The organism is Bradyrhizobium sp. CCBAU 53340 (assembly GCF_015291645.1).
In the GTDB taxonomy this organism is placed as follows: domain Bacteria; phylum Pseudomonadota; class Alphaproteobacteria; order Rhizobiales; family Xanthobacteraceae; genus Bradyrhizobium.
The window spans coordinates 4,466,685-4,486,449 of the sequence record NZ_CP030055.1; the positions used below are offsets into that span (position 1 = coordinate 4,466,685).

Annotated in this window: 17 protein-coding genes and 1 pseudogene; 9 read left to right on the forward strand and 9 right to left on the reverse strand. The window is 64.4% G+C overall.

Annotation, left to right across the window (positions count from 1 at the left end; genetic code table 11):
- Positions 1 to 314 precede the first annotated feature (314 nt).
- Complete coding sequence (locus XH89_RS21260) at positions 315 to 722, reverse strand: NADH:ubiquinone oxidoreductase subunit NDUFA12 (protein ID WP_194462389.1); 408 nt, start codon at positions 720 to 722, stop codon at positions 315 to 317.
- Between the two features lie 248 nt (positions 723 to 970).
- Here XH89_RS21260 and XH89_RS21265 point away from each other — a divergent pair, with 248 nt between their 5' ends.
- From XH89_RS21265 to XH89_RS21275, 3 genes are all read left to right on the forward strand, one after another.
- Positions 971 to 1,588, forward strand: coding sequence for a BA14K family protein (locus tag XH89_RS21265; RefSeq protein ID WP_194462390.1), 618 nt, complete (start codon positions 971 to 973; stop codon positions 1,586 to 1,588).
- Positions 1,589 to 1,946: 358 nt separating this feature from the next.
- Entirely contained in the window at positions 1,947 to 2,366 is a 420-nt protein-coding gene (locus tag XH89_RS21270) for a response regulator (RefSeq protein ID WP_194462391.1), read from the forward strand.
- On the forward strand, positions 2,363 to 4,639 hold the full coding sequence (locus XH89_RS21275; RefSeq protein WP_194462392.1) for a CHASE3 domain-containing protein: 2,277 nt from the start codon (positions 2,363 to 2,365) through the stop codon (positions 4,637 to 4,639). The genes XH89_RS21270 and XH89_RS21275 overlap by 4 nt, the downstream gene beginning before the upstream one ends.
- On the opposite strand, the gene XH89_RS21280 is transcribed toward XH89_RS21275, so the two are convergent.
- Positions 4,605 to 5,501 carry a DMT family transporter gene (locus XH89_RS21280; protein WP_194462393.1) on the reverse strand — a complete coding sequence of 299 codons (897 nt, stop codon included), beginning with the start codon at positions 5,499 to 5,501 and terminating at the stop codon, positions 4,605 to 4,607. The genes XH89_RS21275 and XH89_RS21280 overlap by 35 nt on opposite strands.
- Positions 5,502 to 6,267: 766 nt before the next feature.
- Here XH89_RS21280 and XH89_RS21285 point away from each other — a divergent pair.
- Both XH89_RS21285 and XH89_RS21290 read left to right on the forward strand, forming a co-directional pair.
- Positions 6,268 to 10,041 carry a vitamin B12-dependent ribonucleotide reductase gene (locus tag XH89_RS21285; protein ID WP_194462394.1) on the forward strand — a complete coding sequence of 1,258 codons (3,774 nt, stop codon included), beginning with the start codon at positions 6,268 to 6,270 and terminating at the stop codon, positions 10,039 to 10,041.
- Between the two features lie 215 nt (positions 10,042 to 10,256).
- Positions 10,257 to 11,270 (forward strand): hypothetical protein, encoded by a 1,014-nt coding sequence (locus XH89_RS21290; protein ID WP_194462395.1) that lies wholly within the window; start codon positions 10,257 to 10,259, stop codon positions 11,268 to 11,270.
- A gap of 757 nt (positions 11,271 to 12,027) precedes the next feature.
- Here XH89_RS21290 and XH89_RS21295 read toward each other — a convergent pair.
- Complete coding sequence (locus XH89_RS21295) at positions 12,028 to 12,318, reverse strand: hypothetical protein (RefSeq protein ID WP_194462396.1); 291 nt, start codon at positions 12,316 to 12,318, stop codon at positions 12,028 to 12,030.
- A 317-nt stretch (positions 12,319 to 12,635) separates the two neighbouring features.
- Between XH89_RS21295 and XH89_RS21300 the strand changes: the two genes are divergently transcribed.
- Complete coding sequence (locus XH89_RS21300) at positions 12,636 to 13,151, forward strand: ParB N-terminal domain-containing protein (protein ID WP_194462397.1); 516 nt, start codon at positions 12,636 to 12,638, stop codon at positions 13,149 to 13,151.
- Between the two features lie 108 nt (positions 13,152 to 13,259).
- On the opposite strand, the gene XH89_RS21305 is transcribed toward XH89_RS21300, so the two are convergent.
- The 3 genes from XH89_RS21305 to XH89_RS21315 all read right to left on the reverse strand — a co-directional run bounded on the left by XH89_RS21305 (position 13,260) and on the right by XH89_RS21315 (position 15,856).
- On the reverse strand, positions 13,260 to 14,279 hold the full coding sequence (locus XH89_RS21305) for an acyl-CoA desaturase (protein ID WP_194462398.1): 1,020 nt from the start codon (positions 14,277 to 14,279) through the stop codon (positions 13,260 to 13,262).
- A gap of 298 nt (positions 14,280 to 14,577) precedes the next feature.
- Positions 14,578 to 14,853, reverse strand: a complete 276-nt coding sequence (locus tag XH89_RS21310; protein ID WP_194462399.1) for a hypothetical protein — start codon at positions 14,851 to 14,853, stop codon at positions 14,578 to 14,580.
- Between the two features lie 178 nt (positions 14,854 to 15,031).
- On the reverse strand, positions 15,032 to 15,856 hold the full coding sequence (locus XH89_RS21315) for an FkbM family methyltransferase (RefSeq protein ID WP_194462400.1): 825 nt from the start codon (positions 15,854 to 15,856) through the stop codon (positions 15,032 to 15,034).
- Between the two features lie 233 nt (positions 15,857 to 16,089).
- Here XH89_RS21315 and XH89_RS21320 point away from each other — a divergent pair.
- Positions 16,090 to 16,917 (forward strand): annotated as a pseudogene (locus tag XH89_RS21320) (PhzF family phenazine biosynthesis protein); the annotation flags it as partial.
- Positions 16,918 to 16,942: 25 nt separating this feature from the next.
- Here the strand turns inward: XH89_RS21320 and XH89_RS21325 are convergent.
- On the reverse strand, positions 16,943 to 17,299 hold the full coding sequence (locus XH89_RS21325) for a cytochrome c (protein WP_194462402.1): 357 nt from the start codon (positions 17,297 to 17,299) through the stop codon (positions 16,943 to 16,945).
- A gap of 104 nt (positions 17,300 to 17,403) precedes the next feature.
- Here XH89_RS21325 and XH89_RS21330 point away from each other — a divergent pair, with 104 nt between their 5' ends.
- Together XH89_RS21330 and XH89_RS21335 are read left to right on the forward strand one after the other, a co-directional pair.
- A complete protein-coding gene (locus XH89_RS21330) occupies positions 17,404 to 17,610 on the forward strand; it encodes a hypothetical protein (protein WP_194468741.1) in 207 nt (68 codons plus the stop codon).
- A 44-nt stretch (positions 17,611 to 17,654) separates the two neighbouring features.
- A complete protein-coding gene (locus XH89_RS21335) occupies positions 17,655 to 18,005 on the forward strand; it encodes a zinc ribbon domain-containing protein YjdM (RefSeq protein ID WP_194462403.1) in 351 nt (116 codons plus the stop codon).
- A gap of 328 nt (positions 18,006 to 18,333) precedes the next feature.
- Here the strand turns inward: XH89_RS21335 and XH89_RS21340 are convergent, their stop codons facing one another.
- Together XH89_RS21340 and XH89_RS21345 are read right to left on the reverse strand one after the other, a co-directional pair.
- Positions 18,334 to 19,257 carry a DMT family transporter gene (locus XH89_RS21340; RefSeq protein WP_194462404.1) on the reverse strand — a complete coding sequence of 308 codons (924 nt, stop codon included), beginning with the start codon at positions 19,255 to 19,257 and terminating at the stop codon, positions 18,334 to 18,336.
- 85 nt (positions 19,258 to 19,342) lie between these two features.
- Positions 19,343 to 19,759 carry a nuclear transport factor 2 family protein gene (locus XH89_RS21345; RefSeq protein WP_246767575.1) on the reverse strand — a complete coding sequence of 139 codons (417 nt, stop codon included), beginning with the start codon at positions 19,757 to 19,759 and terminating at the stop codon, positions 19,343 to 19,345.
- Positions 19,760 to 19,765 lie beyond the last annotated feature (6 nt).

The following is a 19,765-nucleotide window of genomic DNA, read 5'->3' on the forward strand; positions in this document are numbered from 1 at the left end:
CGCTCGGTTTCCCAAGCGGCCTTTCCTGTCTCACGGCGGCGCACATTCTCATCGGGCGATGTCGGAGCTTCCAGACCGGGGGCCTATCTCCCGATCGAGTCCTTCCTCGGCGGCCGCTGCATCTCGGGACAGTCGCGAACTGTTGCCCGAACCGAACGCGATGGTTTCCCATCTCCGTAAGATGGGTTCATTGAGCCGCATCGCTCGCACAGGCGCAATGGCCACGCAGCCGGCATCCCCGCTGTTCCCGTTGTCCACAGCGAAACGATGCGGATGCGTGTGCATCCAAACCGATGTTTGGACGAGCGCCCGGACTAGCCAGGCGTCCAGGGTTGGTAATCGCCGGTCGCCTTGGGCCGCCTGCCGCTGGCCAAGGTCGAGCCGGAGGGCCGGTAGGCCTTCGCCGTGCCGGTGAGATTCGGCTGGTGCGGCTTTTCCCACTCGCGCGACCGGTAGTTGATCTCGGTCGGCGGGGTGTCGACGACGTGATGGATCCAGCCGTGCCATTCCGGCGGAATTCGGCTCGCCTCGGCATAGCCGTTGTAGATCACCCAGCGCCGCTCGAAGCCGAGCGTCGGGTCGATCTTGCCGCCGGCGGTGCGGTAGTAGCGGTTGCCCTGCTCGTCCTGGCCGACCAACTCCCCGAACCTGGAGGTCCAGAGTTGCGTGCCAAAGGTCTGGCCGTTCCACCAGGTGAAGAGCTTCAGGAAGAATTGTTTCATGCGGCAAGGGCCCTGCTTCGTGGGGTCCTGATGCCATCCGGACGACCAAATGTCCAGTTCGACAGGCGCGACCATGCCCAGCCCAAACATGGTGACGGGAGGCAGCTTAAGCTGCCGCAAATCGGACGCGATCCATTCATGCCCGGTACAGCCCGGCTGAGGAAGTCTGCCCCTCATGCGCAAACCGGCGTGATCCCAGGAACTGCAACCCTTTCAAGGGATTTGCTTTCCGGGAAAGGAGTTTGAACATGAACAGTCTCAGAGTTTTAAGTGCGGCGGCAACGCTGGCACTTGTTGTTCCGATGGCGACGCCGAGCTTCGCCCAAAGCCATGGCCACTTCGGCGGCGGCGGCGGGGCGCACTTCAGTGGTGGCGGCGCCCGCATGGGCGGCGGCAGCTTTGGCGGCGGCGCGCGGATCGGAGGCGGCGGCGGCAGCTTCGCGGCCAGCGCAGCGGTGCGCCCGAGCGGCGGCACGGCACCAACCTTTGGCGGCACCCGCACCTTTAGCAGCACCTCGCCCACCTTCAGCGGCGGCACCCGCAGCTTCTCGACCGCCTCTTCAGGCACGTGGAACGGTGGCACCTGGAACGGCGGCTGGCACCACCATCACCACGGCGGCTTCTGGCCCGGTTTCGCGGCGGGCGCCGCGATCGGCGGGCTCAGCTCTTACGCCTATTACGGCGGCGGCCCGTACTACGATGATTCCTACTACGACGACGGCTATTATGACGACGGCGCGTCCGTTGCCGTGGTGCCCGACGGTGGCGGCGATTCGGCGGCCTATTGCGCCCAGCGCTACCAGTCCTATGACCCGGCCTCCGGCACCTATCTCGGCTATGATGGCCTGCGCCATCCCTGCCCGTAACGCAGCCTGAGCAATAGCATTTGTGGGCGGCGCTGACCAACGGCGCCGCCCATGCATTTCACGGCGCGGACGTGAAAGCGGACAGCCTCCTCAAACAGACTGCCAGAACGATCGCATCGACCGCGCATGAGCGGCGAGCTCCGCCAAGTTGATCGCGCGAGTTTAATTCAACCTGTCATTGAACTCCGACGATATACGCCCGTCGCAGACGTCACTCCGCCGCAATCGATGCTCGAAAGCCGCAGGGGCGCTATGCATCGCGCCGTGCATATCCTTCCCGGCCCAATCCAAATTGACCCGGCGCACGATTCGCCTATATCACGAGACGCTGTGGGACTTCGATCTACTAGGAAATGTCATGCCGCGCATCCTCGTGGTTGACGACGATCCGATGGTTGGCGCGACCATCGAAGTCCTTCTCCTGCGTCAGGGCTTCGAAGTCACGTTGACCGACGGCGGCGAAGCGGGGCTTGCTGCACTGGAAGCGCAGACGTTCGATGTGATGCTGGTCGATATCTTCATGCCGCATATGCGCGGCTTTGAATCCATCCGCATCTTTCACGAGCGTGCGCCGACCATTCCGCTGATTGCCATGTCGGGTTACGCCTTCGCCTCGTCCGCCTCGCCCTCTCCGGACTTCCTGCGCATGGCGCTGGAGCTCGGCGCTTCGCGCTGCCTGCGCAAGCCGTTCACGCCCGAGACGCTGCTGGCGACAATCCGGGAATGCCTCGCCGGTCCCGGCGAGAGCGCCGAGAAGGACAAGAAAGAAGTCCCTTGATCCCCTCGCAGCGCGTCATTCTCGGTGCTGGACTTGCAATCCTCCTGATCATCACCGCCGCCTCGATCGGCCTCGACGTCAAGTCGCGGTCGGACACGACCTGGGTCAATCACACCGTCGAGGTGTTGAAGAAGATCTCGGATCTGCGGGTGCTGATGCGCCGCGCAGAGAGCGCGGCGCGTGGCTTCGAGCTCTATCGCAGCTCGACCTTCGGCGACGAGTTCCAGGCGGCGCGGGGCAAGCTGGCGCCTGCGCTGGCCGACCTCAAACAGGCCGTCCGCGACAATCCCGACCAGGTCGCGCTTCTGGAGGGCACCGAACCGCTGGCGATGCGCCGGATCGAGATCGCGGCCGAGGCGATGCGGCTGCGCGCCGACAACGACCTGGCCGGCATCGCTGCGCTGCAGGGTAAGGCCGAAGGTCGCGGCCTCATGGATACGGTCATGATCAATCTCGATCGCCTGGCCGCCGACGAGCAGAGGCTGCTGGCTGTGCGGACATCGGATTCCCGCCGGACCGGCATCGTATTGCTCGGTATCGACGTGATCGGCGCCCTGGTGATCCTGCTGCTGGTCCTGATGCTGATCCGCGAAAGCCAGCGGACCCAGGTCGCGCTCAAGAGCTCGCTGCATGAGACCCAGGCCGCCAAGGAAGTCCTCGAGGCCGCGGTTGCCGAACGGACCGATCATCTCGTCGCCGCTCATGACGAGCTGCGGCTGTCGGTCAACGTGCTCCAGAGCACGTTCCGCAGCATGGCCGAAGCGGTGCTGGTGATCGATCGTGAAGGCAACGTGCTGCTGTCCAATCCGGCTGCGGAACGCATGCTGTTGCACCGCGCCGGCATGAACCTGAGCAATCTGCGCGCGCTGTCCGACGTCTTCCACGGCGATGGTGTCACGCCGCTCAAGCCCGATGAGCTGCCATCCGTGCGCGTGCTGCACGGTGACGAGTTCGAAGAACTGGAGATGATCGTCCGCCCGCACAGCGGCAACAACCCGCGCCATCTGATGGTCAGCGGCCGGCCGATGCGCGACGGGCAAGGCAAAATCTCCGGCGCCGTGCTGGTCTATCACGACGCGACCGCCTCGCGCGAAACCGAGCGGCAGCTGCAGCAGTCGCAGAAGCTGGACGCGATCGGCAAGCTGACCGGCGGCGTCGCGCACGACTTCAACAACATGCTGACCGTGATATCGGGCAATACCGAGACGCTGGTGGCGAGCCTGAAGGAGCAGCCGGAGCTGCAGCGCACGGCGCGCCTGATCGACGATGCGGCCGAGCGCTGCGCCGAGCTGATCCAGCACCTGCTGGCCTTCGCGCGCAAGCAGCCGCTGCAGCCGCACGACGTCGAGATCAACGCTGCCATCGCCGACCTCGCCAAGCTCTTGCGCCCGACCCTCGGCGAGCAGATCCAGATCGAGACCGTCCTCGAACAGGGGCCGATGACCGCACATATCGATCCGTCGCGCCTCGCCAATGCCGTGCTCAACATGGCGATCAACGCCCGCGATGCCATGCCGAACGGCGGCAAGCTCCTGCTCGAAACCCACCGGGTCGTGCTGGACGATGCCTATGCACAAGCCAATGCCGATGTGCGGCCCGGCCCTTACGTGATGCTCGCCGTCAGCGACACCGGTACCGGCATGGCGCAGAGCGTCCAGGAAAAGGCGTTCGAGCCGTTCTTCACCACCAAGGAAGTCGGCAAGGGCTCGGGTCTCGGCCTCTCCATGGTCTACGGCTTCGTCAAGCAGTCCGGCGGCCACATCAAGATCTACAGCGAGGAAGGCCACGGCACCACGATCAAGCTCTATCTGCCGCCGGGCCAGGGCGCGGCGGAAGCAGGCGCCACGATCGCGCCGCAGGCCGAAGGCGGCGCCGAGACCATCTTTGTCGTCGAGGACGACTTGCTGGTGCGCAACTTCGTCACCGCGCAGCTCCAGAGCCTCGGCTACAAGACGGTCGCCGCCGGCGACAGCAAGGCCGCACTGCAATTGATCGACGCCGGCCAGGCCTTCGACCTGCTCTTCACCGACGTCGTCATCCCCGGCGGCATGAGCGGGCGCGAGCTCGCCGACGAGATCGCCAGGCGCCGCCCCGGCGTCAAGGTGCTCTACACCTCCGGCTACACCGACAACGCCATCGTCCATCACGGCAAGCTTGATGACGGCGTGATGCTGCTGACCAAGCCCTACCGCCGCAACCAGCTCGCCGAGATGATCCGGAAGGCGCTGGGCGGCGGGGCTAGCGCGTCGCCAGCACCACCGCCGCCAGCGTGAAGATCAGCGCGGCGATCTGCCCTGCGCCGAGCGGCTCGTGCAGCGCGATCGCGGAGGCCACGACGCCGATGACGGGCACCGCCATCGTCCCGATCGCAGCGACCGAGGCCGGCAGGCGTGCCAGCGCTGCAAACCAGCTGACATAGGCGATGCAGAACTGCACCACGGTCGAATAGACCAGCAGCCACCAGCCAACCGGCGTCACCTTGTCCAGATGCGAGGTTTCGACGAGCAGACCGACGATCGAGATCGGCAGGCAGCCGATCCCGATCTGCCAGGCCGCGGCCGTGATCGGCGGCAGATGGATCGGATACTTCTTGGAGACCACCGTGCCGACGGCAAAGCCGAGCGCGCCGCATAGCGCCATGATGATGCCGGGCAGCTTCTCGGCACTGGCAACGATGCCGTTGCCGCCCATGATCGAGGCAAGCCCGGCAAAGGCCATCACCAGGCCCAGCGTACGCAGCAGCGTCGGCCGCTCCCCGAGCACGGGCCAGGCGATCAGCGAGGCCCACACCGGCATGGTATAGGCGATCAGTGCCGCCTCGCTCGCCGGCAGCCAGAGCAGCGCCAGCCCCATCAGCACCATCCAGCCGGTGACGTTGAGAACGGCGGCTGCGAGCAGCCGCGGCCAGATCGCGCTCGCCACCTTCAGGCTGTCGCCGCGGACCAGCGCGAGCGCGGCCAGCAGCACGGCGCCGAGCACGCCGGTGACCCCGCGAAGGGTGAGCGGCGGCAGCTCGCTGATGAGGAATTTCGTGACCGGCCAGTTGAAGCCCCAGCCGATCGAGGTGATGGCGAGGAACATCAGGCCGGCCGGGGCGATGCGGGGCCGCAGCACCGGGCGAGTCGAATCAAGCATGTGGGTATCCGGCAAGTCAGAGGTCAGCTTGGCGCGGATTCGGCGCTCCGACCACCACCTCGGCGGGCATGCCTGCCCTCACCTTCCGTAAGGATACGTGAGTCCTGCTGACGCAATCCCATTGCCCAAAAATATACCTGCCCTGTGAACAGCGGGATGAAGCGTCCGGATCATCACGGGACGCAAATTTTTTCGGTTGGGATTCCCTGAGGACTCACCGATACTTGGGCCCACAACAGGCGCGGGCTTTCCCCCTGTTATCCCCCGCAATCCACCATATTTAGTATTTGATTTAGGAACTCGCACTAGTTCTTGACGGGCGCAGCGGAGAGTCCTAGCTTTTGATCCGTTCGGCGCGAGTGAGTTTGCGTCCCGCCGACACTCCCCCAAAGGGTCTCGCAAATCTCAGCTCCGCCAAGCCAGACGAAGGCCGCGGGACGAGGGCTTGTCTGCCCTGAGAAGCGGACTTTTCGGGCGCCAGAACGGGCCGGCAACAGGCTCGGATGGCATCGGTAGACGTTGTGACGGTGGGGCGTTTGAACGCATGTCGGGCTCATCCCTTGGGGCGGATGGGTCTGGACATGCCGGCGGATGATCGGTGCGCGCATCGACCACTCACGTCGGGAGAAACTGGGCCGGATCCACCGGCTGAACTGCGGTGCCCAAGGGCCTGACAAGGCTTGGGTGGGAAACGCGAAACGAAATGTCGACCCGGACGCCTTCAACGAGGGGCCGATCCGGTCAAAGATAAGGACGGGGCAAGACCATGCGGATTGAGCGGCGCCATACCACTTCGGGACAGTCACCTTATGCGGGAATCGAATTCCGCCTGACCACGTCGGAGATCCGGAATCCCGACGGCTCGGTCGTGTTCAAAATGGACGGCGTCGAGGTCCCGGCCGAATGGTCGCAGGTCGCCTCGGACGTGCTCGCCCAGAAGTATTTCCGCAAGGCCGGCGTTGCCGCGCGCCTGAAGAAGGTCGAGGAGGAATCCGTCCCCTCCTTCCTGTGGCGCTCCGTGCCCGATACCGAAGCCCTCGCCGCTCTCCCCGAGAAAGAGCGCTTCGTCAGCGAGCTCTCGTCAAAGCAGGTATTCGACCGCCTCGCCGGCTGCTGGACCTATTGGGGCTGGAAGGGCGGCTATTTCTCGTCAGACGAAGACGCCCAGGCGTTCTATGACGAGCTCCGCTACATGCTCGCCATGCAGATGGTCGCGCCGAACTCGCCGCAATGGTTCAACACCGGCCTGCACTGGGCCTATGGCATCGACGGCCCCGGCCAGGGCCACTATTACGTCGACCCCTTCACCGGCAAGCTGACCAAGTCCAAGTCGGCCTATGAGCATCCGCAGCCGCACGCCTGCTTCATCCAGGGCGTCGGTGACGACCTCGTCAACGAGGGCGGCATCATGGACCTCTGGGTCCGCGAAGCTCGCCTGTTCAAGTACGGCTCCGGCACCGGCTCGAACTTCTCCCGCCTGCGCGGCGAAGGCGAAAAGCTGTCGGGTGGCGGCCGCTCCTCCGGCCTGATGAGCTTCCTCAAGATCGGCGACCGCGCCGCCGGCGCCATCAAGAGCGGCGGCACCACGCGCCGCGCCGCCAAGATGGTCGTGGTCGACGTCGATCACCCCGACATCGAGACCTATATCGACTGGAAGGTGAAGGAGGAGCAGAAGGTTGCCGCCCTCGTCACCGGCTCCAAGATCAACCAGAAGCACCTGAAAGCGGTGCTGAAGGCCTGCGTCAATTGCGAAGGCTCGGGCGACGATTGCTTCGACCCCGAGAAGAACCCGGCGCTCCGCCGCGAGATCAAGCTCGCGCGCCGCAGCCTGGTGCCCGACAACTACATCAAGCGCGTCATCCAGTTTGCCAAGCAGGGCTACAAGGACATCCAGTTCGAGACCTACGACACCGACTGGGACTCGGAAGCCTATCTCACCGTCTCGGGCCAGAACTCCAACAACTCGGTCTCGCTGAAGGACGACTTCCTGCGCGCGGTCGAAACCGACGGCGACTGGAATCTCAACGCCCGCACCTCCAAGAAGGTGACGAAGACGCTGAAGGCGCGCGACCTCTGGGAAAAAATTGGCTACGCCGCCTGGGCGTCGGCCGACCCGGGCCTGCACTTCAACACCACCATGAACGACTGGCACACGTGCAAGGCGTCAGGCGACATCCGCGCGTCCAATCCGTGCTCGGAATACATGTTCCTGGACGACACCGCCTGTAACCTGGCGTCCGCCAACCTGCTCACCTTCTACAACACGACGACAAAGCAGTTCGACGTGAAGGGCTACGAGCACCTGTGCCAGCTCTGGACCATCGTGCTCGAAATCTCCGTCATGATGGCGCAGTTCCCGTCGCGCGCGATCGCTGAGCTCTCCTACGAGTTCCGCACGCTCGGCCTCGGCTATGCCAATATCGGCGGCCTCTTGATGACCATGGGCCTGTCCTATGACTCGAAGGAAGGCCGTGCGCTCTGCGGCGCGCTGACCGCTGTCATGACCGGCATCACCTACAAGACCTCGGCCGAGATCGCGGCCGAGCTCGGCACCTTCCCCGGCTACAAGAAGAACGCCGCGCACATGCTGCGCGTCATCCGCAACCACCGCCGCGCCGCGCATGGTGAGGCTTCCGGCTATGAGGCGCTCTCCGTCAACCCGGTGCCGCTCGACCACGCCTCGTGCCCGCAGCAAGACCTCATCGCCCATGCCAAGGCGGCCTGGGATGCGGCGCTCGAACTCGGCGAAAAGCACGGCTATCGCAACGCCCAGACCACCGTCATCGCGCCGACCGGCACGATCGGCCTCGTCATGGATTGCGACACCACGGGCATCGAGCCCGACTTCGCGCTGGTGAAGTTCAAGAAGCTGGCCGGTGGCGGCTACTTCAAGATCATCAACCGTGCGGTGCCCTCAGCGCTGCGCGCGCTCGGCTATCGCGAGAGCGAGATCGCGGAGATCGAAGCCTACGCCGTCGGCCATGGCTCGCTCTCCAACGCGCCCGGCATCAACGCCTCGACCCTCAAGGCCAAGGGCTTCACCGATGAAGCCATCGCCAAGGTCGAGAAGGCGCTGCCGACCGCCTTCGACATCAAGTTCGCCTTCAACAAGTGGACCTTCGGCGAAGACTTCATCCGCGACCAGCTCGGCATCGGCGCCGAAGCGATCGCAGCCCCCGGCTTCGACCTGCTCCAGGCCGTCGGTTTCACCAAGCGCGAGATCGAGGCGGCCAACGTCCACATCTGCGGCGCGATGACGGTGGAAGGTGCCCCGCACCTGAAGGCCGAGCACTATCCGGTGTTCGACTGCGCCAATCCCTGCGGCAAGATCGGCAAGCGCTATCTGTCGGTCGAGAGCCACATCCGCATGATGGCGGCGGCCCAGCCCTTCATCTCCGGTGCGATCTCCAAGACCATCAACATGCCGAACGACGCGACGGTCGAGGACTGCAAGTCCGCCTACATGCTGTCGTGGAAACTCGCCTTGAAAGCCAACGCGCTCTATCGCGACGGCTCCAAGCTCAGCCAGCCGCTCAACTCGCAGCTCATCAGCGACGATGAGGACGAGGACGATGTGGTGGAGACGCTTTACGAGAAGCCGATGGCGGCGCGCGCCGCCCAGGTCTCGGAGAAGATCGTCGAGAAGCTGGTCGAGCGCATCATCGTGATGCGCGAGCGCGAGAAGATGCCGGATCGACGCAAGGGCTACACCCAGAAAGCGGTCGTCGGCGGTCACAAGGTCTATCTGAGAACCGGCGAATATGACGACGGCCGTCTCGGCGAGATCTTCATCGACATGCACAAGGAAGGCGCCGCGCTCCGCTCCTTCATCAACAACTTCGCCATCGCCGTGTCGCTCGGCCTGCAATACGGCGTGCCGCTCGACGAATATGTCGACGCCTTCACCTTCACCCGCTTCGAGCCGGCGGGCCCCGTGCAGGGCAACGACAGCATCAAATACGCGACCTCGATCCTCGACTACGTCTTCCGCGAACTGGCGGTGAGCTACCTCTCTCGCTTCGACCTCGCCCATGTCGATCCCAACGAGACGGGTTTTGACGCGCTCGGCAAGGGCATCGAGGAAGGCAAGGAGCCCGATGACGAGCACGGCGGCCACCACGCCACCAAGCTGGTCTCGCGCGGCCTCACCCGCTCCCGGACCGACAACCTCGTCGTGATGCGCGGCGGCTCCGCCGCGGTCGCCCAGGGCAACGACAGCGCGCCCTCAGGCGGCAGCAAGGTCACGGCCCTCGCCTCCCACGGTGCGTCCGCCCGTGTCGGCGATGCCATCGAAGGCGCCGTCGCCCTGAAGCAGGAAGCGCAACACGACCTTTCTCCGACGGAGAAGCTCGAAGCCCTGCAGTGGAGCAAGGCCGGCAGCGCCGCGTCAGCCGCCCCCACCAAGGCCGAGCGCCGCGCCGAAGCCAAGGCCAAGGGCTACGAGGGCGAGATGTGCTCAGAGTGCGGCAACTTCACGCTGGTGCGGAATGGCACCTGCATGAAATGCGATACGTGCGGCAGCACGACGGGGTGTTCGTAACCATCAAGCACCACCGAACGAGCGATGACGTGGGAAGGCCGCTCTGTTGAGCGGCCTTTTCGTTGACACCGGGCAGGGAAAATCTCCTTTTGAGCCTCGATCCGCCTTGCCTCCGCCCTCGCCATAATTTCTCCTTCGCCCGCGCGTTGTGTTCGAGGACGGCGAGGCCTATCCTTGCAGCGATCGGACTGCCGCACTCCCATTGACCCGACTGGATGGAGAGCGCATCGGTGCCTGAAGCGGACGATCCCAAGCCTGAGACTCCAAAGCCTGAGGCCCCCAAGCCGAACGAGGCGCGGGCCGATGGCGGGCTGGCGCGGGCCTTTGACCAGATCAAGAGCGCGGAGCAAGACCTCGCGCGGCTGGACCGGCTGGTTTCGGGAATGGAACACGCAGGCGATGGCCTGCGAGCCTCGCAGGCAAGTGCCGGTGCGAAGGCGGCCGAGACTCCAAAGTATGAGACTTCCAAGTACAAGGCGACCGATAGCGACGTTCGCGCTCAAGGCCTGAAGGGAGACCGGCCGATGCTGCGTGCTTTGGTTGGCCTCGTGCTCGCGATCGGCATTCTCGGTGCCGCCTTCGCTTCGCAATATCGCGATCAGGCCAAATCGATCAGCAAGTCGATCATGGCACGATGGGTTCCGCCAGCCGCAAGCCAACCCCAGCAAGCGGCCGCGGTTGAAAGTCCGGCGCAGCCGCCGGCTGTGCTACTGGCGGCTGCCGATCAGCCAACTTCGGTCCCCGCGCCGCCGGTCGGCAAGGAAACGGAAAGCGCACCAAAACCTGACGCTCCAAGATCTGACGCTGCAAAAACCGGCACCACAGCGCCCGACCAGCCGTCGTCCGATCTCGCGCAATCGCTCAAGACCATCACAGGCGAGCTTGCGAACATCAACGGAAAGCTCGAGCAACTGAAGAGCCGCAACGAGCGGGCGCTGCGCGAGCAGGCCGACACCATTCAACAGCTCAAGGCAGCGCAGGAGAAGGATGCGGCGGAAAATGCGCGCCTCGCTGCGCAGGTCCAAGCGCTGCAAACGCAGCTGCAAACGCAAGTGACGTCTTCATCCGCATCTGCACCCGCGAAACCCACCGTGCGCAGTGTGAACAACGAGACGGCTGCACCTGCACGGCCGCACGTGCAAGCGGCGCCACCCCGGCGGCCGAGGCCTCCGCCGCGAGGACCCTGGATGCCCCCGTCCTATATGGACTACGGCGATCCGGATTGGTGAGCCCGCAGGGCGCATGATTGCGCACGGGCGCGAGAACGCCGTGCAGCCCGGATGTCGCTCACGCTCCACCCGGGCCATTCGTTTCTCACCGCTCATCGTTCGCCACCGCATGTCGACGCGCTTGTCCTGCGGCTTGCCTCGCCGCCCTCCTCGCAACCCAGCGCGCGCGAAACTGCTTTGCGGCACGAAAGGTTCGTGGCGCGACGACCTGAAAGGCCAATGAGGCCATTCCGGCGACCATTCCTTTCATCACGTCGAAAGCGAAATCGGGTCCAAAATACTCCCACATGACCCTGCCTCCTTCTCGCGAAGGCTCCGCCTGATGGGAATGGGCTGATTTGCGAACATGAAAAAGCCCCGTCCGTCACCGGCGGGGCCTCGGGAAAATCTCAGTGCGCTTTGTTCAGCGCACGCGAAATCTCTCGGTACACCCGCTCATGGTGGACTCGATGAACCGGCTGCAAAGCATGGCCGTGCGATGAAAAACGCCCATAGTGATCATCCCAAAATTTCGAAATGCGATGGCGCCCGAATGCGCAATGCCAAACGCGCAGGAGAGGCCTGATGGCGGCAGATAAACAGAAAGGACGGCCGCCGTCTGTGGCGTAATTCACATCCGCGGTATGATTTTTTTTGGGCGCAGTGGAGCGAGGCGATACCCATCATCGGTCGTTCGACAGAGTGATGGGTTTCGCTAGGCTCAACCCGCCCTACACGCTGCTGTATCCGTCAGTACTTGAACATAAGTACCTGGACTTCAGTACCCCGACTTTGCGCTCGAGCCGGCGGCTGGCTTCGTGCTCATGCCGGTGGTTTGACCTGGAGCGTAGTTGGACGCGCCGTGGGTCTTCTTCGTGGCTTTCGCATGGTGCATCGCGTGATGCATCTTATGTCCGGGAGCGTAGCTGGAAGCGCCCGGCTCGCCCTTCTTGGAACCCGTTTGCTGCATCTCCTGACCTGGCGCCGTGTTCGATACACCCTGAGCAAGCACGGCAGGTGCAGTGGCCATGACAACGGCAGCAGAGAGCGCGACGATCGTTGCTTTCATGATGTCCTCCTCCCGACAGCCCCTCAATGCAACGAAATGAGCCAATGCCCGTTCCGCGACGAATGTTCATGAGTGTGAGATTCCCAACAGTGACCGCCGCATCTTGCGGCGCTGGGAGCTAGAGGAATTACGGTGGCAGTGCACTAAATTCGTTCGCTAACGCCGGATCGGCTACTTCGGCCAACTTTCGTATGCGCCCCTGATTAAGTGCACACCGCATTCCTCCGAAATTGCCTTTGCGGTCGAGCCCATCCCCCCTAAACTCCCGATCTCATCGGCATGGGTTCCGACGGGCCCGGTAGAAGCGGAGTTAAGTTATGCCCAAACCGGAAAGCTTCCCGATCGAGAAGATCTTCGTTCCCACGAAGCAGAAGAAAGCCATCAAGCCCGAGACCGTCGCGGAGGTCGCGGAAAGTATTATGGAGATCGGACAGCAGGACCCCATTTCTATCAGGACCGACGGAGATCGCCTCGTCCTGGTCGAGGGACTGCATCGGCTCGAGGCCTGCAAGGCGCTCGGCGAGACAACCATCATCGGTGTCCTGGTGCCGGCCGAGCTTGCTCAATACAAGCCGCAGCTCGCCGAACGTCCCGAGGTCGAGGCAGAGCGCCTCAAGATGGCGCGATTGAAACAGTTGCGTCTGGAGAAGGAAGCCGCGGAGGCATCGATAGCGGCCTCGAGGAGCGTCAACGCCACGGAAGCGCCGCGCACCCGTCCGGCGAAAGGCGTCCGCGACAATCCAAAGGCTTCACCCACCCGGACTGCAAAACCGGCACCGAAGACATTGTCGGCCTGGATCAACCAGCAAAAGGGCAGCGGCGGCCGCTACTGATTGGCGGCCGCCTCGCTCAGGGCCGCGCGCTCGTTGTCTGGGCGAATGAAAATATCATGCACCTGTCCGCAGGATGGGTTTCGCTTTCGCTCAACCCGCCCCACGCGTTCAAGCCGCAGCTTCGGTATCCGGCGTCGAAGGCTTCCCGCCGTCCGCATCCCGCGAAGCCGCTGCCTTGCTCCCCGCCATGAAGATGTCGGTCACCAGCCCGAGCTTCCCCAACCCCAGAATGATCAGGCCGTTGATGTCGACCTCGTACCAGGCGTGCGACAGATAAGCGTCGCGCGGAAAGCGGTGATGGTTGTTGTGCAGCCCTTCGCCGAAGGTGAGGATGGTGGTGACGAGCTCGTTCGTGGTGCCGTCGCCGGTGTCGAAGCGGCGGTAGCCCCAGCGGCCGTCGCTGTGGCAGACCGAGTTGACTAGCGAGGTCGCCATGGTCATGAGGTAGCTGCGGAATAGGCCGGAGAACAGCACGCAGCCGATCATCGTGCGCACGCCGCCGAAGGCGTAGCCGAGGGCGGCCGGAATGATCAGCGCCGACAGCGCGTACCAATACCAGCGCGTCCGCGTGAAGAACATCGCGATCGGGTCGGCCAGGATGTCCCTGGCGTAGTATTCGGCATCCGTGGTCGCCTTGTCCCACACCCAGCCGCCCTGCGCATGCCCCATGCCCTTGGCAAAACCCTCGATGGGATTGCCGAAGCCGTCATAATAAGGGCTGTGGACGTCGCCGGGCCGGTCGGAATGCAGATGGTGCCGGCGATGGTTGCTCACCCATTTCAGGATCGAGCCTTGCACCGCCATGGTGGCGATCGCAGCCAGGATCGTCCGCATCACCGGGCCGCAGCGGTAGCTGCGGTGGACGAAGTAGCGATGCATGAAGCCGATGCCCATGGTGGTCAGCATGAACATGCCGGCGAAGACAGCGATCTCGACCCGGCCGATGCCATAAGCGAAGGCCCAGATCAGCGCGCCGATCGTGCCGCCGATCATCAGGGCGAACGAGATGTAGGAATCGCGGAATTTGGCGTCGACCACCTCGCCTTCGAACAGCACGCCCGGCGGCATCTTCGGCGGCAAAGTCCGCTCGGCACCCTGTTCCGGAGCCACGCCCTCGATCACGGTCATTTCGTCTGGTCCATCGATGGAGAGCCCATCCTCGCAACGCAAGGTTACAGAGGCGGCCTGTCCCGGGCAACCCGTGGAAGCGCGGTGAGGCGATCAGCTGTCCGCGGGGGTTAACGCGACGGGGCGGCTGGCTCGGTGCCGTAGGGTAGGCAAAGCGACTTGTCCGCCATAGCTCGAAGAGCGACGGCGGAAGCGTGCCCACCATGTCCGTGATGGAGAAAAACCGTGGGCACGGCGCGTCGTGCCTTTGCCCACCCTACGAGATTGTCTCCGGGGAGACCGCGACCGTCTTTGGCCACTACCACCAATACGGCCAGCGCCAGCCCTCATAACGAACATAGGACGGCACCGGCGGCGGGGCATAGGGATCGATGCGATCGTCTTCGGGGCGATAACGGTAGCGGGGAACGACGTTGTAGTCCCATGGCGTCGGCCTGAGCACGGGCGCCGTGACGATCAGCCTCTCCTGCGGTGCGCGAACGACGACGACCTTCCGCGTCCGGGCCTCGGCACCGGACGCCCCAAGCAGCACCAGGGCGGTTCCGAGCGCACAGGCGACAGTCATGATTTTCATGCGTTGATCTCCTTCGCGGCAAGAGTGCGCAAGGACACGAGCGAAGGCAAGTCAATTCGCCGCGCTGAAAGCCCCGCAGCGCCCGCTCGAATTGTCGCCACGCACACCGCCCTCATCCTGAGGGCCCGCCGAAGGCGGGCGTCTCGAAGGATGGGCCGCTGGCGGGCGGCTCGCTAGCTTACGCCGCGTGGGGCTGGCGGGCCGCGCCTTGCGGCGGATTGATCTCCTTAAGGCACGTATCGCTCTGATGAATGGCGAGAATGTTGATGCCGAGCGCCATCAGCTGATAGCCGTTGTCCACGAGCCATTGCTCGAGCTGCCGCGGATCGGACTTGATCTTCTCGATCAGCAGCATGGGGCGATGAGCCCTGATCGTCGCCTGCGCGCCGGCCAGCGCCTCCATCTCCATGCCCTCGATGTCGATCTTGATGAAATCGACCCGCGGCAGGTTGAGCTCGTCCAGCGTCATCTTGCGCACGAGCACCGTGTTGTTGGTGTAGTCGATCTGCTGGCCGATGAATTCGTTGCTCGGGCGCGGCCGCAGCTCCAGGCTGCCGAAGCTGGACGGCGTGAAATAGTTCGGATTGGGCACCTGCATCGTGCCTGCCTCCGACGACACCGCCGCATGCACGGCGAGCGCATTGAAGCAGTTGTTGATGGCGATATTGCCGGCCAGCGCATAATAGATCCGCTCCTGCGCCTCGATGGCGATCACCGAGCCCCAGCCCGTCATCGCGGATGCCCATTCGATGGTGTGCACGCCGATATTGGCGCCGCAGTCAATCGCGATCACGCCGTCGCCGCGATGCTTGCGCCGCAGGCTCAGGAGTTCGAGCGCGATCTTGACCTCGCCCGGATCGAAGGCGGCCGCTTCCAGGATCTGGTAGCCGACGCCATAGCCGCGGTCGGGAGCGACCATGCGATAGTCGAACCGGTTGACAATCATCGTGCCATGGCTGGACGACGTCATGACAAAGGCCAGCTTTTGCCCCGCGATCGGCATGGTGGAATCTCCTCAGGCTTCGAGTGGATTCCGTTATTGCAGGGCCGGCTTATGCGAGGCTTGCCCCCGAAATGGAGTGCCGTAGGGTGGGCAAAGGCGCAAAGCGCCGTGCCCACGCTCTCCCTCGGTCGCCAACAATGCGTGGGCACGCTTTCCGCCGTCGCTCTTCGAGCTATGGCGGACAAGTCGCTTTGCCCACCCTACGAAGCCCTCGCAACGCCAGGAATTACCCCATGTCAGTCCTCCGCATCTCCGCCTTCTCCGACGGCATCAGGGGCGGCAATCCCGCCGGGGTCTGGATCGGCGATGCCCTGCCCGATGCCGCCGCGATGCAGGCGATCGCGGCCGAAATCGGCTTTTCCGAGACCGCCTTTGCCGCGCCTGATGGCGAGGCCTGGCGTGTCCGCTATTTCTCGCCGGCGATGGAGGTGCCGTTCTGCGGCCATGCCACCATCGCGCTTGGCGCGGCGCTCGCGCATCGCTTCGGTGATCGCAGCTTCGAACTGCAGCTGAACGCTTCCGTCATTTCCGTGTCCGGGCGACGCGACGGCAGCACCATCGCAGCCGCGCTGCAATCGCCGCCGACCCGCAGCGCCCCGCTCGACGCCGGCTTGCGCGATGCCTTGCTGGACCTGTTCGGCTATGCGAGCTCTGATCTCGACCCAATGCTACCGCCCGCGAAAATCCATGGCGGCGCCGATCATGCGCTGCTCGGCCTGCGGTCGCGCGAGCTGCTTGCGCGCATGGCCTATGATTTCGAACGAGGCCGCGCCCTGATGGAGCAAGCGGGCCTCGTCACCATCATGCTGGTGACTGTGGAAACGCCGCGGCTGTTTCATGTGCGCAACGCCTTTGCCGCCGGCGGCGTGGTCGAGGATCCCGCAACGGGCGCGGCCGCCGCCGCGTTTGCCGGCTACTTACGCGACATCGGCTGGCCCCATGGCGGCGCCATCGACATCGTCCAGGGAGAGGACATGGGCGCACGCTCGCTGATCCGCGCGGAAATCGGCGAGAGCAAAGGCAGCTCGATCCGCGTCTCGGGGACGGCGCGCTTCATGGAGGGTTTTGATGCCGTCGACGGCCTCGTCAATTGCCTCGCAGGCTCAAAATGTACTCCGACAGCACATCGGCCTGATCGGGCGTGATCACGAGGTTCGGCATGTCCTGGTGGCTGGTCCTCCAGAACACCCTGAGCGAGAGCGCAGTGGTGCCGTTGCGGTCGGCGATGGCCTGGAAGCTCGGTGCGAGGTCGAAGAAACCGGTCATGTGCGGCTCGACGGCGTGGCAGGGTTGACACCAGGCCTGCGCGAGGCGATGTCCTTCCGCGACCTTGCGCTGGGACCTGGATGCACCGGCCGCGGTGTGGACGACGCTGAACAGAAACAGCACCGACAACGCAACCAGGATGGCAAGGCCGACATAAATTCGGACGCTGCGCGACATCACTCCGACCTCGCCTTCGCTTCATTGACTTGATAAGCGTACCCGGCGCGCGTTGCGGCCGATTGATCTGAGTCAAGGGGCCGGGGCGATGCGCATAGGAAGAGATGGCGCGCAATCTTGCGGGAAGGACCACCACCATGAACGGCGATCGCTATTACGGCGTCCGCGTCGAGGGCGCGAAATACGGTGTCGGCTTCGGCTCGGCGCTCGCCATCGCAATCTCCTACACCAACAACCACTCCATCCTGTGGGCGATCATCCACGGGATCCTGGGCTGGCTCTACGTGATCTTCGTCGCGTTGTTGCGCTGACGCCCCGCCACTTTCCTTTTCTCAGCTCCGAGATCGAGACCATCATGACTGACGCCACCAAATGCCCCAACTGCCAATCGGAGCACGCCTACCAGGATCGCGATCTCTGGGTGTGCCCGGAATGCGCCCATGAATGGAGCGCTGCGGGCGATGCAGCTGCGCCTGCGCCGCAGGAGGCGGGCGTGCGCGATGCCCATGGCAATCTGCTCACCGACGGCGACAGCGTCATCGTGATGAAGGACCTCAAGGTCAAGGGCTCATCGTCGGTCGTCAAGGGCGGCACCAAGGTCCGCAACATCCGCCTGCAGGAGGCAACCGACGGCCACAACATCGCTTGCAAGATCGACGGCATCGGCGCCATGAACCTGAAATCGGAGTTCGTGAAGAAGGCGTGAGGCCCGGGCTTTTTCGGGTCGGCGGCTGACCCGGCGGATCCGCGCAGCCGTCCACCATCACATCATGCGCCTGTTTTGCCCGACGGGTCAAGATTTATTCCGAATATCAGAAATCGAAAAGAGCGCAGGCATTTCTACTGTGCATGGGGTTGTTTTCGCGGTTTGCGTTGGCACCCGCGCAAGGGCACGGCTGCCTGTGAGGCGCTTCACAAGCGCCTCACCTCCCCTGTGGTAACTTGCCGCATCCAAGCAGCTCCTGGTCTGCGATTTCAACAGCTGCACCGTCACGTGCAGCCCGGCGGCGAAGGGCAGCTAGCGGAGGCGCGTTCTAGCTCTGCCTTTGCGCGAGGTAGAATCCGCACAGCACCGTCACGAGGCCTGCGGCCTGCAGCATCGTCGGCGGCTCGCCGAGCAGCAGCCATCCGGTGAGCACGGTCAGCGCCGGCACGCAGGCCGGGAACACCGCCGCGCGCGCGACGCCGAGGCGCTGTACCGAGACCGCGAACAGATAGAGCGCGGCGGGCCCTGCGAGCACGCCCTGTGCCAGTGCCTGGATCGCATTCTCGGTGAGACCGATCGCGGCGATGTGGGCAAGGCCGACAGTGGCGATGTAGATCGGCAGCAGCAGCAGCGACAGCACGTTGATGACGAGCGCGGCCGACACCGCCGCGACGCGCCAGTGCCGCAGCAGCGCGCTGAAGCCTGCGAACATCAGACCGGTCAGCACGAAGATCAGATCGCCCTGCACGCCGTCGATGCCGATATGGCCGATCGATTCCGCGCCGATCACGCCGAGCCCGGCGACGATGACGATCGCGCCTGCGAGCCGCGAGGCCGAGATGCGTTCCTTCAGGACCAGGGCCGCCAGCAACAGCCCGCCGAGCGTGGCGCAGGAGGGCTGGATCACGCTGCCATGGCCGAGCGGCACGAACAGGAACCCGGTGTATGAGATCAGCGACATCACGGGGCCGCCAAGCACCATCAGCGCAAGGCCCCGTCCCCAGCCGATGCCGCAGAGATCCGAGATCCCGGCGCGCGCGACCAGCGGCAGGAAGGCGATGCCCGACCAGACATAGCGATGCACCAGAAGATCGACCGGCGTGAAGCCGATTTTCAGCCCATGCCGCGTGCCGGCAAAGCCCAGCGCCCAGAACAGCGCGGCCGACAGCCCCGCGAGGACACCGAGCAGCGCCTGCCTCGTCGCATCGTTGGCTTGAGTGAGAGCGCCAGCGCCGCTCGTCCGCTGATCCATGCCCAAGCCTTATGTCACTGTGTGCATCGGCTCAACCCATGCGGCTGCAGGGCTGGCCCGCGGCGGAGAATGCGAGACCGGCGCATCAGGCGTCGTTGCCAAACACCATGTGCCATCCCTTGCGCGTGTCCATGTATTCCCGCACCTCGCGGATGCGGTCGCCGGCCAGGGTGAACACGAAGCAATAGTCGTTCTCGTAAGGCCTGCCACCGGGCAGCGTCGCGCACATCCGCTCTTCCACGATCACGGTGTCGCCGTCCGCATAGACCCCACGGAAGGCGATATTGATTCCGGAAAACATCTTGTGCATCTCCTGCGCGATGAAGCGCGCGATCTGCTTCGCCCCGACCATGTGGTCGGTGTGATCGAGCGCAACCGCCGTGGCGTTGCCCTTCGGCGCGATCCACGCGGCATCGTCGGTGAACAGCGCCGCAATGCGATCCGCATCGCGCGACGAAAAGGTTTTCCAGGCGTTGAGTACGATGTCCTTCGGGCCAGTCATGTTGCG